The 17,757-nt window shown below is 72.4% G+C and carries 6 protein-coding genes; 5 read left to right on the top strand and 1 reads right to left on the bottom strand.

The window, feature by feature from the left end; genetic code table 11:
* Positions 1-8: 8 nt before the first annotated feature.
* From D6270_RS01465 to D6270_RS01445, 5 genes are all read left to right on the top strand, one after another.
* A complete protein-coding gene (locus D6270_RS01465; RefSeq protein WP_109167146.1) occupies positions 9-866 on the top strand; it encodes an ABC transporter ATP-binding protein in 858 nt (285 codons plus the stop codon).
* A gap of 149 nt (positions 867-1,015) precedes the next feature.
* Positions 1,016-2,065 carry an iron-siderophore ABC transporter substrate-binding protein gene (locus D6270_RS01460; protein WP_109167147.1) on the top strand — a complete coding sequence of 350 codons (1,050 nt, stop codon included), beginning with the start codon at positions 1,016-1,018 and terminating at the stop codon, positions 2,063-2,065.
* Between the two features lie 46 nt (positions 2,066-2,111).
* Positions 2,112-3,899 carry an ABC transporter ATP-binding protein gene (locus D6270_RS01455; RefSeq protein ID WP_109167148.1) on the top strand — a complete coding sequence of 596 codons (1,788 nt, stop codon included), beginning with the start codon at positions 2,112-2,114 and terminating at the stop codon, positions 3,897-3,899.
* A 56-nt stretch (positions 3,900-3,955) separates the two neighbouring features.
* Positions 3,956-14,851 (top strand): non-ribosomal peptide synthetase, encoded by a 10,896-nt coding sequence (locus D6270_RS01450; RefSeq protein ID WP_109167149.1) that lies wholly within the window; start codon positions 3,956-3,958, stop codon positions 14,849-14,851.
* A 9-nt stretch (positions 14,852-14,860) separates the two neighbouring features.
* Positions 14,861-16,561, top strand: a complete 1,701-nt coding sequence (locus D6270_RS01445; protein ID WP_109167150.1) for an ABC transporter ATP-binding protein — start codon at positions 14,861-14,863, stop codon at positions 16,559-16,561.
* Positions 16,562-16,598: 37 nt separating this feature from the next.
* Here D6270_RS01445 and D6270_RS01440 read toward each other — a convergent pair whose 3' ends face one another.
* The gene (locus D6270_RS01440; RefSeq protein WP_109167151.1) at positions 16,599-17,708 is read right to left on the bottom strand and encodes an alpha/beta hydrolase-fold protein; all 1,110 of its coding nucleotides are present in this window, start codon (positions 17,706-17,708) and stop codon (positions 16,599-16,601) included.
* Positions 17,709-17,757: the final 49 nt, after the last annotated feature.

Genomic DNA, 17,757 nt, shown 5'->3' with positions numbered 1-17,757 from the left:
GGGTGCTTGTGGTCGCGCAGTTCATCACCGAGACCCGGTCCGAGGTCAAGGGCGCCGCACGGCTGGCGGCGAGGGGCGTCACGGTCGGCTACGGCGGACGGGCGGTCATCGACGATCTCGACGTGGCGATCCCGCCGGGGGTCGTCACCACGATCATCGGTCCCAACGGCTGCGGAAAGTCGACGCTGTTGCGCACCCTGACCCGTCTGCTCAAACCGGCCAGCGGGACGGTCGTGCTGGACGGCGAGGACATCGCCAGGCTCAGGACCCGGGACGTGGCGAAGAAGCTCGGCCTGCTGCCGCAGGCGCCCGTGGCACCCGAGGGGCTGACGGTGGGCGACCTGGTCGCCCGGGGACGCCATCCGCACCAGAGCTGGCTGCGGCAGTGGTCCTCGGACGACGCCGGAGTCGTGGAGCGCGCTCTGGCCATGACCGGGGTGGCCGATCTGGCCGACCGTCCCGTCGACTCGCTCTCCGGCGGCCAGCGCCAGCGCGTCTGGATCTCGATGACCCTGGCCCAGGGCACCGATCTGCTGCTGCTGGACGAGCCGACCACCTATCTGGACCTCGCGCACGCCATCGACGTGCTCGATCTGGTCGACGACCTGCACGAGTCGGGGTGCACCGTGGTCATGGTGCTGCACGACCTCAATCTCGCCACGCGCTACAGCGACAACCTCATCGTGATGCGGGCGGGTTCGATCCTGGCGCAGGGGCACCCGCGTGATGTGATCACCGCCGAGCTGCTGCACGACGCCTTCGGGCTGCAGGCGAAGGTGATCGAGGACCCGGTGGGCGACCGGCCGCTCATCGTCCCGATCGGACGTACGCACGTCCGGCCGGTGATCGACTCCTCGGTGAAGTGAGACCCCGACAGCGGGAATCGGCCGGACGGTGACGGGCCCGGGCGGCGAGAGAATTTCAAGTAAGGCTAGGCTCGCCTCACTTGGTCGGATAAGGTTTGCTCGCCCTCATCCAGGGGCGCAGTGGACAGCGCGAAAGCAAGGGATTCCGGATGCTTCTCCATCGAACGACGCAGGTGCGGCCGTGGCGGCGGCTGGCCGCGGCACTTTCTGTCGCGACCCTCGGCGTCGGCCTCCTCGCCGGATGCGGTTCCGGCACGGAGGCGAAGAAGAGCGACGACGCCCCGGCCGCCGAGGCCGGCGCGTTCCCGGTCACGGTGGAGCACGCGTTCGGAACCACGAAGGTCGAGAAGGCCCCCAAGCGGGTCGTCTCCGTCGGCTACACGGACGACCAGGCCATCCTGGCGTTCGGCATCAAGCCGGTCGGCATGGTCGACCAGTACCCGAACCCGGTGGGCCGGACCCCCGACATCAACACCCAGTGGCCCTGGGTCAAGGACAAGTGGGGCGACACCCGCCCCGAGGTCATCATGAACAACGGTGACTCGGGCCCCAACTACGAGAAGATCGCCGCCCTGCGGCCGGACCTGATCATCGCGGTCTACTCCGAGGTCGACAAGGCCGCCTACGACAAGCTCTCCAGGATCGCGCCCACCGTCGGCCGCACCAAGGCCGAGAAGGAGCCCTTCAGCGCCGCGTGGCAGGACAACGCGGTGCACATCGCCAAGGCGCTCGGCAAGGAGTCCGAGGGCACCGAACTGGTGAAGGGCATCCAGGACAAGCTGGACGCCGCCAAGAAGGACAACCCCGACTTCGCCGGCCAGAAGGCCGTCGCGCTCTCCTGGTACAAGGGCGCGGTGTACCCGTTCACCTCCACCGATGTGCGCGGCCAGCTGGTCACCGGTTCCGGCTTCGGCTACCAGACCGAGATCGACAAGATCGCCGACGGCAAGTTCTCCACCGAGCTGTCGCCCGAGCGCATCGACCTGCTCGACGTCGACCGCATCTTCGTCATCAACGACAAGGCGGACACCGAGGCGCTCAAGAAGTTCGAGCTCTTCGCCAACCTGCCCGCCGTCAAGAACGGCAAGGTCTCCTACCTCCTGGACAGCGAGGGTCCGGCCATCGGCGCCGCCATGTCCCAGGGCACGCTGCTCTCCCTGCCGTACGCCATCGACGAGCTGGTCAAGGCGGCCAAGTAGCGATGACGGCCGAACCGCCCTCCCCCCACCGAGAACTGGCGATCGCGTGACTGTCACCGACACCCCCCCGGCCCCGGCGAAGCTGCGTACGGCGACGGGGAGGGAGGCCACCGGCTGGGTGGCGGCACACTGCCGCCGGGCCCCGTGGCTGACCCTCTCCACCGTGGTCACCACCGTGGCCGGAGCGGCCCTCCAAGTGGTCCCCGTGCTCCTGCTGGGCCGGGTGGTCGACGGGGTGGTCGGCGGCGAATCACGCTCGGTGCTCGTCACGGTCGGAGTGCTGATGGGGGCCGCCGCGCTGTTCGGCGCGGCGGCCACCGCGGCCTCCACCTATCTGATCGGGCGGCTGGGGGCCGAGCTCCTCGCCCAGCTGCGCGAGAGCGCCGTCCGCGCCGTGCTGGGCATGCCGAGCGCCCGCGTGGAGCAGGTCGGCCGGGGCGATGTGCTCTCCCGCGTCGGCGACGACGTGGCCGTCCTGTCCAAGGGCATCCGGCAGGCCATCCCCACGGTGTTCTCGGCGGGCGTGCTGGTCGCCATCGCCACCCTCGGCATGTTCGGCCTGGACTGGCGGCTCGGCGTGGCCGGCGCCTGCGCCCTGCCCGCGTACGCGCTGGCGCTGCGCTGGTATCTCCCCAGGTCCGCCCCGCTCTACCGCAAGCAGCGCGTCGCCCAGGCCGACCGGGCGCAGGCGCTGATCAGCGGCCTCAACGGGATCGACACGGTCCGGGCGTACCGCCTGGAGGGCGACGTCCGCGAGAAGGTCACCGCCGAGTCGTGGCGGGTGCGCAACCTCGGCGTCGAGGTTTTCCGGTTCTTCGGCCGCTTCGTCGGCCGGGAGAACCGGGCCGAGTTCATCGGCCTCGTCCTGATCCTGGTGGTGGGGTACGCCCTGCTGGAGGCCGACGCCGCCACCCTCGGCGAGGTGTCGGCCGCCCCGCTGATGTTCCACCGGCTGTTCACCCCGCTGGGCTCCATCATGTTCACCTTCGACGAGGCGCAGAAGTCCGGCGCCAGCCTCACCCGCCTGGTCGGGGTGCTGGGGGAGCCGTCGGAGGAGCGGCTGGTGGGCGACGAGTCCGTCGTCCCGGCCGAGGCCGTACCGTACGCCGTGACGGTCCAGGAGCTGACCTTCAGCTACCCGGACACCGACGAGCCGGTCCTGCGCGACGTGAACCTCTCCATCCCGGCCGGTGGCTCGCTGGCGCTCGTGGGCGCCACGGGCGCGGGCAAGTCGACCCTGGCCGCGCTGATCGCCGGCATCGGGACCCCGCAGTCCGGGGCCGTGCGCATCGGGTCGCGGGAGCTCGCCGGACTCGACGAGGCCGAGGCCCGGTCCCTGGTGAGCATCCTGACCCAGGAGACGCACGTCTTCTCAGGGCCGCTCGCCGACGATCTGCGCCTCGCCGCACCGGACGCGAGCGACGACCAGCTGATGGAGGCGCTGCGGACCGTCGGCGCCGACGGATGGGTGGAGCTGCTCCCCGGCGGGCTGCACGCCATGGTCGGCGAGGGCGGCGAGCGCCTCGATGTGACCAAGGTCGCACAAGTGGCGCTGGCCCGGCTGGTGTTGAGCCGGTCGCCGGTGGTGGTCCTCGACGAGTCAACCGCCGAGGCGGGCAGCGAGGGCGCCGCCGAGCTGGAGCGTGCCGTGCTGGCCGCGTGCGCGGGCCGCACCACCCTCTTCGTGGCCCACCGGCTGACCCAGGCGATGGCGGCGGACCGGATCGCCGTCCTGGACGCCGGGCGCGTGGTGGAGGAGGGGACGCACGAGGAGCTGGTGGCTCTGGGTGGCATGTACGCGCGTCTGTGGCGCGCTTGGCGCGAGGGTAGTTAGGTCAACCTCAGTAAGGTTAGGCTAACTTTCAAACCTCGGAAGGGTCTGAGTCTTCGATGACGGAACCGTCTGCTCCTCACGTACTGCTCTCTCCCACCCACTTCGCCGATGTGCGCAGGCGCATCGGCGAGTACAGCGACCGGACCGTCGCCGAGGCATGTGCCATCGGGCTGGCGTACTGGGCGACGGGTACCGGCCCCGAAGGCATCGACCTCACGCCCGGGACCTCGTTCGCCGATGTCCTCGGCTGGGTCGACAACGGCGGTGGCGGGAGCCGGGGCTGGGAGGTCGGTGCGGACGGCCTGAGCGTCACGGTCCCCGACGGTGTGCCGGTGGCCGACGCGCAGCTCGCCCTGGACGACCTGGCCGACTTCCCCGACCGGCCCGTCGGCACCATCGGCCCCTCCGGCATCGCGGCACGGATCGAGACCCTGGCCGGCTGGAACGACAACCGGGCCGACCGCGTCCGCCCGACCGTCGTGGAGCTGTTCCGCGAGCAGGCCCGCAGCAGGCCGAACGCCGTCGCGATCGTCGACGAGCACCGAACCCTGACCTACCGTGAGGCCGCCGAGAAATCTGCGCAGTTGGCCCAGCACCTGATCGGGCGCGGGCTCGACTCCGAACAGGTCGTCGGGATCTCGCTCGGTCGCTCCGCCGAGATGGTCATCGGCCTCCTCGCCGTGCTCCAGGCCGGCTGCGCGTTCGTCCCCCTCGACCCGCAGTGGCCCGCCGCCCGCAGGGCCGTCGTCATCGAGGACGCCGGGGTCGTGCTCCAGCTCGACGGCTCGGGCGTCTCCGACGCGTCCGAGCCGGACGCCGTCGCCGTCGACCTCGGCGACTGGGGATTCGGCTCCTGCCCGGCACAGGCGCCCGAGGTGGTCGTCCACCCCACCTCACTGGCGTACGTCATCTTCACCTCCGGCTCCACCGGCCGCCCCAAGGGCGCCATGATCCGCCACGAGGCGATCAGCGAGCGCCTGCTGTGGCAGCGGGAGGAGATCCTGCGGTTCGGCCACGACGACGCCTCGCTCTTCAAGGCGCCGCTCTCCTTCGACATCTCCATCAACGAGATCTTCCTGCCGCTGGTCTCCGGCGGCCGGCTGGTCATCCTGCGGCCCGGCGGCGAGCGCGACCCGCACCACCTGCTGAGCGTCATCGCCGAGCAGCGCGTCACCTTCACCTACCTGGTCTCGTCCATGCTGGACGTCCTCCTGGAGATCGAGGCCGGCTCCGGCCGTCTCGACAGCCTGCGCCACGTCTGGTGCGGCGGCGAGGTGCTGACCCCGGAGCTGTACGAGCGGTTCCGCACCCGCCTCGACATCCCCATGTACCACGGCTACGGCCCCGCCGAGACGACCATCGGCGTCTCCCACGTCATCTACCGGGGCGAGGCGGAGCGCCTGTCGACCTCGATCGGCAAGGCCAACCCCAACACCCAGCTCTACGTGCTGGACGACGAACTGCGCCCGGTCCCGGTCGGCGTCGGCGGCGAACTGTACGTGGGCGGACTCCTCCTGGGACGCGGCTACGTCGGTGCGCCCGGCCTCACCGCCTCCCGGTTCGTCGCCAATCCCTTCGCCTCCGACGGCTCCCGGCTCTACCGGACCGGCGACCTCGCCCGGTTCGCCCCCGACGGGTCGCTGGACTTCCTCGGCCGGGCCGACAACCAGATAAAGATCCGCGGGATGCGGCTGGAGATCGAGGACGTCGAGGCCTCCCTCGCCGAACACCCCCGTGTCCGGCACACCTGCGTCGTCGCCCGGAAGAACAGCGCGGGCGGCACCTACCTGGTGGGGTACGTCATCCCCTCCACCGGTGGCGAGGAGCTCACGGCCGACGAGGTCACGGCCTGGGCCACCGCCCACATGGTCGAGTACATGGTCCCCGCCCACCTCGTCGTCCTGACGGAGTTCCCGCTCACCGCCAACGGCAAGATCGACCGGGCCGCCCTGCCGGAACCCGCCCGGCCCACCGGCGGCCTCGTGGCACCCGCCACCGAGAACGAGCGCCTGGTGTGCGCGGCGGTCGCGGCGGTGCTGCGCGTCGACGACGTCGGCGTCGACCAGGACTTCTTCCTGCTCGGCGGCGACAGCATCCTGGCGATCTCCCTGCTCAGCGCCCTGCGCGAGGTCGGTCTGCATGTGACGGCACGCCAGATCTTCACCAACGGCACCGTCGGGGCGCTGGCGGCGGTGGCGAGCCGCGACGACGTCTCCGCCGTCGACCACGCCGACACCCCGACCGGCTCCGTGGTGGGATCACCGATCGTGCAGTGGCTCGGCGAGACCACCGAAGCGGTCGACGGCTTCGTGCAGTCGGTCGTCCTCAACACCCCGGCCGCGCTGACCGCCGACGCCCTCTCCACCGTCCTCACCGCCGTCCTCGACCGCCACGACATGCTCCGCGCCCGGCTGGTACGCGGCGAGCGCTGGAGCTTCGACATCCCGCCTGCCGGGGCGGCCACCGTGGGCTGGGAGGAGAGCGACGCGCCGCTGGAGGAGTGCGTCGAACGTGCCACCGGGGCACTGGACCCGGACAACGGTGTGATGCTGCGTGCCGTCTGGCGCCGCGCGGAACGCCAGCTGGTCCTGGTCGCCCACCACGTGGTGATCGACGGCGTGTCCTGGCGGATCCTCATGGAGGACCTGGCCACGGCCTGGCGTCGGCACGCCTCGGGCGCAGCTGTCGAACTCCCGCCCGTCGGTACGTCGTTCAGGCGCTGGACCCAGCTCCTGGAGCGGGCGGACTTCGCCACCGACCGCACCTACTTCGAGCGTGCCCTGCCGGGCGAGGACGCGCCGATCGGCAGGCGTTCCCTCACCGAGGCCGACACCGTGGCCCGTGAGCGGACCCGGACACTCACCGTCGGACCCGAGGAGACGGCCGCACTGCTGGGCGAGGTCCCCGCCACGTTCCACGCGGGCGTCAACGACGTCCTGCTGACCGCGCTGGCCGTCGCCCTCGCCCGGTGGCGCCGCGACCGGGGGCAGGAACAGACCTTCGCCCACATCGAATTGGAAGGGCACGGCCGTGAGGGGAGGTTCGTGGCGGACGCGGTCGGCTTCGACCCCGAACTGTCGCGTACGGTCGGCTGGTTCACCACGCTGTTCCCGGTGACCGTCGACCCCGGCGCGGCCCCCGACCTCACCGCACCCGCCTATCTCGCCGCCGCCCTCAAGGCGGTCAAGGAAGACCTCGCCCGGGTCCCGAGCAACGGCCTCTCCTACGGCGCCCTGCGCTACCTCACCGACACCGGACCGGTCGCGCCCGCGCCCCAGGTGCTCTTCAACTACCTGGGCCGCTTCGACGCGGGCGCCTCGGGGGACTGGCAGCTCGCGGGCACCACAGGCCAGTTGGGTGAGAGGCGCGACCCGAGGATGCGCCTGCCGCGCGCCCTGGAGTTCAACGCGATCGCCGAACCCGACGCCGACGGCGCGTACGAGCTGGTCACCACCCTCTCCTGGCCCGAGGGCGTCTTCACCGACGAGGACACCGCCACCCTCGCCGCGTACTTCGGCGAGGCACTGTCCGCACTGGCCACGCTGGAGGAGGGCGGCCACACCCCCAGCGACTTCCCGCTGGTGGCGCTCGCCCAGGCCGACGTCGACGACCTGGACAGCGCGGAGCTGCGGGACATCCTGCCGCTGACCCCGCTGCAGGAGGGCCTCTACTTCCACTCGGTCTTCGACGACGACGCCACGGGCAGCTACGTGGAGCAGCAACTGCTCACCCTGGAGGGGGAGGTGGACGCCGGCCGGCTCGCGGCGGCCGCCACCCGGCTGCTCACGCTCCACCCCAACCTGGCCGCCCGCTTCACCGCCCTCGCCGACGGCCGGGTGGTCTCGGTCCTGGAGAGCGGAGTCCGGGCGCCCTTCACCACACTGGACCGCCCCGCCATCACCGACGACGAGATCCGCGGCCTCGCCGAGCGGGACCGCCGCGCCGGGTTCGACCTCGCCACCGGCCCCCTGATGCGCTACACCCTCATCCGCGCCGGAGCCGGCCGCACCGTCCTGGTGCAGACCGTCCACCACATCATCGCCGACGGCTGGTCCGTGCCGCCGATGCTCCGCGCCCTGCTGGCCGAGTACCACGCACCGGGGTCCGTGTACCCGATCGGCGGCTACCGCGACTACGTCGGCTGGCTCGCCCGGCAGGACCAGGACGAGAGCGACCGGGTATGGCGCGAGGAACTCGCCGACCTGCCCGGCCCCTCCCTGGTCGCCGAAGGGCACACCCCCTCCGAGCAGTTCGCCGACATCGCGGCCGAGCCCGCCGAGGACATCGACATCGCCGCACGGTCGGCGGGCGTGCCCCTGAGCGTCGCCGTCCACAGTGCGTGGGCGGTGACGCTGGGAGGCATCCTGCACGGCCGGGACGTCGTCTTCGGCTCCACCGTCTCCGGACGCGACGCCGACGTGCCAGGCATCCGGGACATGGTGGGCCTCTTCATCAACACCATCCCCGTACGGGCCCGTTGGTCCGCCACCGACACCGCGTACGACCTGCTCACCGCTGTCAAGGAACATCAGAGCGCCGTCCTGGCGCACCAGCACGTGTCGCTGGCACGGATCGGGCGGCAGAGCGGCGCGGGCTCCCTCTTCGACACCCTGGTGGTGTTCGACGTCGCGACCGACGTGGACGCCCTGCGCGGCCCGGACGACACCCTGGCCGTCACCGACATCGTCAACGAGGGCGCCCCGCACTACCCGTTGACGCTGGTCGTGGAGCGGTCGCACGACGGCCGCCCGCGCTTCAACCTGATCTACGACGGGGAGCTGCTGCGCAGGGAGAGCGCCGCGGCGATCCTGCACGCGTTCACCCGGACCCTCACCGAGCTGCTGAGCCGCCCGGACGCCCGGGTCGACGAGCTGGCCCCCGAGTCCGACAGGGCCCCCGAGCGGGCCGCGCCGACGACCCTGGGAGCGCTGTTCGACACCGCCGCCCGCCGTGACCCGGCGGCCACCGCCGTGACCCAGTGCGCCCTGGACGGCGGTACCCGGTCCCTGACGTACGGCGAACTGACCACCGCCAAGAACGCGTTGACGTCCGTCCTGGGCGCGGCCGGAGTCCGCCCCGGGCAGCGGGTCGCCGTCGCCGTCCCGCGCTCCCTGGAGCAGGTCGTCGCCCTGATCGCCGTCGTCACCGCCGGAGGCGCGTACGTGCCGCTGGACCTGGCGTACCCGGACGAGCGGCTGGAGTACATCCTCGCCGACTCCGCCCCGCAGGTCGTCCTCGTGGACCGGGACCAGCGCGACCGCTTCACCCGGCTGCTGGAGAGCGCCGGAGTGGAGGCCCGCGTACTCGTCCAGGGGGATGAACAGCCGTCGGCCGGCACCGCCGCGCCCGAGGTGAGCCCGCAGGACGCCGCGTACGTCATCTACACCTCCGGCTCCACCGGCCGGCCCAAGGGCGTCGTCGTCCCGCACTCCGCGGTGGCCACGCTCCTCGCCAACACCCGACCGGACATGGACTTCGGGCCGGACGACGTCTGGGTCCAGTTCCACTCCTTCTCCTTCGACTTCGCCGTCTGGGAGCTGTGGGGCGCCCTCGCGCACGGTGGCGAACTGCTCGTCCCCGAATACGCGTTGACCCGCTCGCCCGTCGACTTCCACCGGCTGGTCAGGGAGCGCGGAGTGACCGTGCTCAACCAGACCCCCTCCGCCTTCCACCAGTTCGTCGAGGCCGACCTGCACGCCGACCGACCGGTCACCGCCCTGCGCCGCGTCATCTTCGGCGGCGAGGCGCTGGACCTCGGGCGGCTGCGCGGCTGGGTGGAGCGGCACGGCACCGGTGCGCCCGAGCTGGTCAACATGTACGGCATCACCGAGACCACCGTCCATGTCACCCACCGGGTCCTGACCGACGAGGACTTCACCGGCGGCACAGACGTCAGCCCGATCGGCGGACCCATCCCGGGGCTGACCACGTATCTGCTGGACGACCGGCTCCGGCCGGTGCCGCCGGGCCGGGTGGGTGCCATCTACGTCGCGGGCGATCAGGTGTCCCTCGGCTATCTGGGCCGCCCGGCGCTCACCGCGAGCCGCTTCGTGGCGAACCCGTTCGCGGGCGACGGCTCCCGGATGTACCACACGGGCGACCTCGCCCGCCGGACCCTCGACGGGGAGCTGGAGTTCGCGGGCCGCGCCGACGACCAGGTGCAGCTGAAGGGGTTCCGGGTCGAACTCGGCGAAGTGGAGAACGCCATGAGGGAGGTGAACGGCGTCGTCGACGTGGCCGTCACCGTGGCCGACAGCGGCGACCACCTCGTCGCACACATCGTGGGCGCCGCGCCCGCCGATCTCACCACCCTGCTCTCCGCCAAGCTGCCCGTCCACATGGTGCCCGGCCGGGTGCTGCCGGTCGACGCGCTGCCGCTGACGGTCAACGGAAAGCTGGACCGCAAGGCGCTGACCGAGCGGGCCGCGCACCAGGACGGCCCCCAGCAGGAGCGGGCCACGGGCGGCTCCGACGCCCTCACCGCACTGGTCGACATCTTCGCCGGGACGCTGACCGGCACCTCCGTGGACGCCGACACCGACTTCTTCGGTGCCGGGGGCGACAGCATCATCGCCATCACCGTGGTCAACCGGGCCCGCGCGCTGGGTCTGCCGATAGCGCCCCGGGACGTGTTCCTCCGCAAGACCCCGCGCGCCCTCGCCGACCACCTGGCCACCCGCGCCCCGCAGACCGCGCCGACGCCCGTCACCCGCCGCGAGGACGGCCCGCTGCCGCTCACCCCGATCATCCTGCGCCGACGGGAGCTGGGCGGCTCGCTCGCCCGGTTCGCCCAGGCCAGGGCCCTGGAGGTCGCCGACGGCACCGGTCTCGCCGACATCCGGCGCGCCGCGAACGCCGTCGTGGCCGCCCACCCGGCCCTCCGGCTGCGGCTGGGGACCGAGCACGGCGTATGGACCCTGCGCACCGAACCCGCCCGGGAGGCCACCCTCGCCACCCCGGACACCACCGACGCGACGGCCGCCGCCAACGCGGCCGCCGGACGGCTGGACCCGGAGGCCGGAGACGTCATCGCGTTCTCCTGGCTGGCGGCGAGCCGCACCCTGGTCGTCACGGTCCACCACCTCGCCGTCGACGCGGTGTCCTGGCTGATCCTCCTGGACGACCTCACCACCGCCCTGACCGGCGCCGCCCTGGAGCCGCCGACCACGTCGTACGCCGCGTACGCCGAAGCCCTCGCCGTACGGTCGGCGGAGTCGGCCGAAGGGCTCGGCCACTGGCTCACCACCCTCCAGGCCCCGCCCTTGGTGCCCGCACCCGGCGAACTGCGCGAGACCACCGCCGTACTCCCGCCCGACGTCAGCGACCTCGTGACCCGCACTGCCCCCGCGGCCCTCGGCGTCGGCCTCACCGAGCTGCTCTGCGGCGCCCTGCGCACCGCGCTGACCCACATCCAGCCCACCCCCACCGACCTGGCGATCGACCTGGAGCGCCACGGCCGGGTCCCGGCGGCGGAGCACCACGACTACACCCGTACCGTCGGCTGGTTCACCTCCATCGCCCCCGTACGGCTCACCCCGCACACCGACCCCGTCGCCGCGGCCCGCGAGATCGCCGAGCGCCAGCCCGATGAGGAAGGCCACGTCGCCTACGGCCGGCTCAGGTACCTCAACCCGCAGACGGCCCCCCTCCTCACCGCTCGCCCCCAGGTCCTCTTCAACTACCTCGGCAGGGGTGGTGAGTCGGAGGCCTTGAGGGTCACCGGTGACGGCGAGGGCGAGAGCCCGTACGCCGTCGAGGTCAACGCCTGGACCGACGACGCCACCGGCAGCCTGCACGCCGCTCTCACCCTCGCCGCGGGGATACCCGAGGAGCTCACCGACCACTGGCTCACCGCCCTCACGCAGATCGGGAGCGCCGCCGCCACCGCCGAGCGCACCGCCCCGGTCACCCCCCTCCAGCGCGGCCTCTTCTTCCAGGCCCAGATGGCGGGCGCGGCCGGACACTACGTCGCGCAGAGCTGGTTCACCTTCGACCGGCGGCTGGACACCGGCGCCTTGGCCGAAGCGATGGCGTACGTCATCGCCCGCCACCCGGTCGTCGGTGCGGGCTTCACCACCGACGACGACGGCAACCCGGTCCAGCTTCTCAAGGCGGGCCGCCGGGTCGACGTCCGCACGGTCGAACTGACCACGGACGCCGAGGCCGAGGCCCTGCGCATCCGGGACCGTGAGAGCGGCTTCGACCCGGGGGAGCCGCCGCTGATCCGGCTGACCGTGGTGCGGCTGCCCGACGGCCGTGACGGGCTGCTGCTCAGCTACCACCTGCTGCTCTGGGACGGCTGGTCCCGCGAGATCCTGCTGCGCGACCTCTTCGACGCGTACGAGGCCGTCGTCGCGGGCGAGCCGTGGGACGCCACCCCGGCCGTGCCGGGCTTCGAGGAGTACGCCCGGGAGCTGGCCGCCAAGGACCCGGCCGTGGCGGAGCGCTTCTGGGCGGACCATCTGACCGGCCTCTCCGGTCCTACGCTGCTCGCCGGTCCGGCCCCGGACCTCATCGAGGAGCTGCCGCAGCCGCTGGTGCACACGCTCTCCGCCGAGCTGACGGAGCTGCTGAGGGAGGCCGCCCGGGTCCACGGCGTCACCCTGAACTCGGTGCTGACCGGGGCGTTCGGGCTGCTGCTGGGCGCCCGTACCGGCCGTGCCGACGCCGTGTTCGGCGTGACCGTCTCGGGCCGGGAGGGCGCAGGGCACGGAGACATCGTCGGCGTACTGCTGAACACCGTGCCCATGTGGACCCGGGCCCGGCCCGAGGAGACGGTCGGCGCGTATCTGTCGGCCGTACAGGCGGCGCGGGTGGCGGCGATGGACCACGAGCACCTGGGGCTCGGCGAGATCCAGCGGGCCAGCGGCCACGACACCCTGTTCGACAACCTCTTCGTGCTCCAGAACTTCCTGGACCTGGACGCCTTCGCCGCGATGAACGCCCGCCACGGCATCACCTCGGTCCGGGCGGACGACTCCACGCACTACCCGTACACCTGGGTCGTCACCCCCGGCGACCGCCTCACGGTCAAGCTGGAACACCGGCACGGCGACGCCGAGGCCGCCCGACGGCTGCTGGACGACTACCTGCGGGTGCTGGAGGACGTGGCCCGGTCGACGGGCCTGATGGGTGCGCTGCGCGGCCTGGGGCCGGACCCTGAGCCCGCCGCACGTACGGACATCGGTACGGACACCGTCGTCGACCGCTTCGACCTCGCGGCCGACCGCCACCCGGATCGGATCGCGCTCGTCGCCGACGGCGCGACGATGACGTTCGCCCAACTCCGCGACCGCAGCCGGGCCGTGGCGGGGGTGCTCGCCCGGCGGGGGATCGGCCCGGAGACGACCGTGGGCCTCGCGATCCCGCGCTCCCTCGACTGGATCGCGGCCCTCTTCGCCGTACTGCGGGTCGGTGGCGCCTACGTACCGCTGGAGCTCGACCACCCCGACGAGCGGATCGCGACCATCGTCGAGGACGCGCGGCCCGAGGTGATCCTCACCGTGAGCAGCGTCTCGCCCCGGCTGAGCGGCGAGCTGATCGAGCTGGACCGCCCGCTGCCGGAGGCCGAGCCGTACGTCACGTTCGCCCCCGACGACCCGGACCGGCTGAGGCGTCCCGCGTACACGATCTACACCTCCGGATCGACCGGCAAGCCCAAGGGTGTGGTCACCGAATACGCGGGTCTCACCAACATGCTGATCAACCATCAGCGCCGGATCTTCGAACCGGTCCTCGCCGAGCACGGCCACCGGACCTTCCGGATCGCGCACACCGTGTCGTTCGCCTTCGACATGTCCTGGGAGGAGCTGCTCTGGCTCGCCGACGGACATGAAGTCCACATCTGCGACGAGGAGTTGCGCCGGGACGCACCCCGGCTCGTCGCCTACTGCGCCGAGCACGCGATCGACGTCATCAACGTGACCCCGACCTACGCCCAGCAGCTGATCGCCGAAGGGCTGCTGGACGACCCGCGACAGCGGCCCCCGCTCGTGCTGCTGGGCGGCGAGGCCGTCACCCCGACGCTCTGGCAGCGGCTCTCCGAGACCGAGGGAACGGTCGGCTACAACCTGTACGGGCCCACCGAGTACACCATCAACACCCTGGGCGTCGGCACCTTCGAATGCCAGGACCCGGTGGTGGGCGTGGCCATCGACAACACCGAGGTGTACGTCCTCGACCCCTGGCTGCGACCGCTGCCCGACGGGGCCCCGGGCGAGCTGTACGTGGCGGGCGTCGGCATCGCCCGCGGCTACCTGGGCCGGAGCGCCCAGACCGCGCACCGCTTCGTCGCCTGCCCGTTCGGCGCCCCCGGTGAGCGCATGTACCGCACCGGGGACCTGGTGATCCGCCGGCCGGACGGGAACATCGTCTACCTGGGCCGTACCGACCAGCAGGTCAAGATCCGCGGCCACCGGGTCGAACTGGGGGAGGTGGAGGCCGTGTTCGCGGCCCATCCGGCGGTGCGGTTCGTCGCCGCCGTCGCCCAGCCCGACCCGCAGGTCGACGGCGCCTACCGGCTGGCCGCCTATCTCGTCGTGGAGGGGGCGGAGCTGGCCCAGGTCGCCGCCGAAGTCAGCTCCGGGCTGCCGGACTTCCTGCGCCCGACCCACTTCGCCCGGGTCGACAGCATCCCGCTGACCGTGAACGGGAAGGCTGACACCAAGGCGCTGCCCGAGGCGCGACCGCTCGGCGCGCTGACCACGGCGGGCGAGCGCGGACCGGAGACCGAGACCGAGACCGTGGTCTGCGAGTTCTTCGCCGAGGCACTGGACCTGGAGGACGACGAGGTGAGCGCGGTGAGCGACTTCGTGTCCCTCGGAGGACACTCCATGCTGGCGGTGCGGCTGATCGGGCTGCTCCGCCGCGAGTACGGTCCAGTGGTCACCATCCGTGATCTGTTCACCCTGCGCACCCCGGAAGCGATCGCCCGCCACCTCGATGAGAACTGACACCCCTTGATGAAAACTGACACGCAGCGGCCCCGCCCGGGCGCCGCCATCCTGCGCACCGCGCTGCGCCGCAACATCGGCGCCATGATCGCGGGCACCGTCCTCATGGGCCTGTACCAGGCGGCGGAGACGGCGTTCCCGATCGCGCTCGGGCTGATCGTCGAACACACGATGCAGGACCGCAGCCTCGGCTCGCTCGGGGTGTCGATCGGCTCGCTCGCCGTGATCATCACGACGGTCTCGCTGTCGTGGCGGTTCGGCATGCGGGTGCTCCAGAAGGCCAACACGACCGAGGCGCACCGCTGGCGCGTCCAGGTGGCCGCCTGCGGGCTCCAGCCGGTGGCCCGGGATCTGGACGGCCTGAAGTCGGGTGAGATCCTCACCATCGCCACCGAGGACGCCGACCAGACCGCCGACATCATCGAGGTGGTGCCGCTGCTGGTCAGCTCCCTGGTCGCGGTGGTCGTCGCCGCGGTCGCGCTGAGCCTGGCCGACATACGGCTCGGCCTGCTGGTGATCGTGGGGACCGTCGGCATCCTGTCGATCCTCGCGGTGATGTCCCGGCGGATCGGCTCCAGCACCCAGGAGCAACAGGCCAAGGTGGCGCGGGCCGGGGCCAAGGTCGCCGACCTCATCATCGGCCTGCGCCCGCTGCACGGCTTCGGCGGCAACCACGCCGCGTTCGGCTCCTACCGCAAGGTCAGCACCGACGCCAGACGCCAGGCAATCACCGTCGCCAAGGTGAACGGCGTCTACGCGGGCACCGCGCTGGCCCTGAACGCCGTCCTCGCCGCCGCCGTCTCGCTGACGGCGGGCTGGCTGGCGTTCGGCGGCCAGATCTCCATCGGTGAACTGGTGATGGCCGTGGGCCTCGCGCAGTTCATCATGGAGCCGCTGAAGCTGTTCTCGGAGATGCCCAAGTACGTGATGATCGCCCGGGCCTCCGCCGAGCGCATGGCGCTGGTGCTCTCCGCCCCGCCGGTGGCGACACCGGGCCCCGAACGCCCTTCCCCGGGCGGTGATCTGGAGATCGACGGAGTCCGGCACGGCACCCTGCAAGGGGTGAAGTTCCAGGTCGCGGAAGGGGAGTTCGTGGCGATCGCCCCCTACCAGCCGCGTGCGGCGGCCGACCTCGTCGCGGTGCTCGCCGTGAACGTCGCGCCGCCCGCGTACGAGGGAGCGGTCCGGCTCGGCGGGCAGGAGCTGGCGGACCTGTCGGTCGAGGCGGTCCGGGAGCACCTGCTGGTGAACCCGTACGACGCGGAGATCTTCGGCGGCACCCTGCGGACGAACATCGACCCGTCGGGCACCAGCCGTACGCTCCCCGAGGCCGTCGAGGCGTCCATGCTGACCGATGTCGTCGCCCTCCACCGCGACGGCCTCGACTACGCGGTCCGCGACCGGGGGGCCAACCTCTCCGGAGGGCAGCGCCAACGGCTTTCGCTGGCACGGGCGTTGGCCGCCGACACCGACATACTGGTGCTGCACAATCCGACGACCGCCGTCGACGCGGTCACCGAGCAGCTCATCGCCCGCAACATCGCGAAGCTGCGGCGGGGGCGCACCACGCTCGTCATCACCAGCAGCCCGGCGCTCCTGGACGCGGCCGACCGGGTGCTCGTCCTGGACGAGGGGGTCATCACCGCCGAGGACACCCACCGCAACCTGCTCGCGGGCGACGAGGCGTACTGCCTGGCCGTGGCCCGGTGATGCCACCGGCGGGGGCGGTCGCCGCCCCCGCCGGTGCTCAGCCCAGCGCCCAGGCGACATCCCTCAGCAGAGCCTGCCGCCAGCCCGCCCGGTCATGGTCCGACGCGGACCGCGAGACCCGTACGGTCGCCCCGGCCCGCTCGGTGAGGGACTCGACCAGCTCGCAGTGCGGCAGCATCCGCCTCTCGTGCTCGCCCAGGTCGAAGGCGCACCGCAACCGCGACAAGTCGTGCGCCCCGCGCAGGAGTTCGGCGATGGTTCCGCCGACCGGCCCGCCCAGCGGGTCCGCCGATCCCTCGGCGCCCGGCGTCCACCAGAACGACCCCGACTGACAGGCGACACGGGAGACCAGCTCCGGGAACTCCAGCGCCGCGTACAGCGCGCTCAGCCCGCCCAGGCTCTGCCCGGCCACCACCAGCCGGTCCGGATCGGCCCGTACGCCCGCCCCGGCCACCAGCGGCAGCAGCTCGTCCCGCACCGCCTCCCACAGCCCGGGTCCGCACCCGAACTCGGTGGACCGGTCCTTGGCCGGGAGGAAGACCAGGGTGACGGGTTCCAACTCGCCGGCGGCCACGGCGGAGGCGAAGGCGTCCATCGCCGGGTGGAGGTGGAGCCAGTCGTCCCCGTCGAGGAGCAGGACCACCGGCCCGCCGCCCGCGACCGGGTGGACCCCCACGGTCCGCCGCCCGCCGAGCCGCTCGCTGCGCCAGCGCAGCCGGGTGTCCGGGAGGGGCAGGATGTCGTCGGGGCCGACGGCCGGCCAGTGCGGCTGGGGCGGTGCGTCCGGCGTCGCGGCGATGGAGCGGTCGCCGCCCGCCCCGACCGGGTTGAGCGGGTCGGCGCAGGCCTCGCCGGCCACGAGGAACCGGTAGGTCACCCGGAGCCGCGCGGGCATGGCCACCTCGGCGTACCAGCAGTCCGTCTCCGCCCACCGCCGCAGGGAGACAGGCCCCGACCAGCTCTCGAAGTCGAGGGCGGCCGGAGAACCCCGCCACAGGAACAGCGTCAGCCAGCCGTCGTCGGCGGGGACCGACAGCGGCGCGCGGGCCGTGGCCCAGAACGCGTCGGTGCCGGGCTTGCCGGGAAGGCCGAACGAGGCGAAAGGACTCTCCGCGTCGGCCGGGCGGCCGGGTCCGGGGCCGGTCATGGCCGGCCCCGGAGATCGGGTGCCGGGTGCCGGATGAGCAGGCGCATGG

The sequence above is a fragment of the Streptomyces griseus subsp. griseus genome, assembly GCF_003610995.1.
Classification (GTDB): Bacteria; Actinomycetota; Actinomycetes; order Streptomycetales; family Streptomycetaceae; genus Streptomyces.
The sequence above is the reverse complement of the archived record's forward strand: the minus strand, read 5'-3'. Positions and strand labels throughout refer to the sequence as shown.

What these genes read in the sequence shown, in the direction of transcription:
- D6270_RS01460 (WP_109167147.1), top strand. Translation starts at nt 1,016, where the DNA reads ATGCTTCTCCATCGAACGACGCAGGTGCGGCCGTGGCGGCGGCTGGCC.
- D6270_RS01450 (WP_109167149.1), top strand. Translation starts at nt 3,956, where the DNA reads ATGACGGAACCGTCTGCTCCTCACGTACTGCTCTCTCCCACCCACTTC.
- D6270_RS01445 (WP_109167150.1), top strand. Translation starts at nt 14,861, where the DNA reads ATGAAAACTGACACGCAGCGGCCCCGCCCGGGCGCCGCCATCCTGCGC.
- D6270_RS01440 (WP_109167151.1), bottom strand. Translation starts at nt 17,708, where the DNA reads ATGACCGGCCCCGGACCCGGCCGCCCGGCCGACGCGGAGAGTCCTTTC.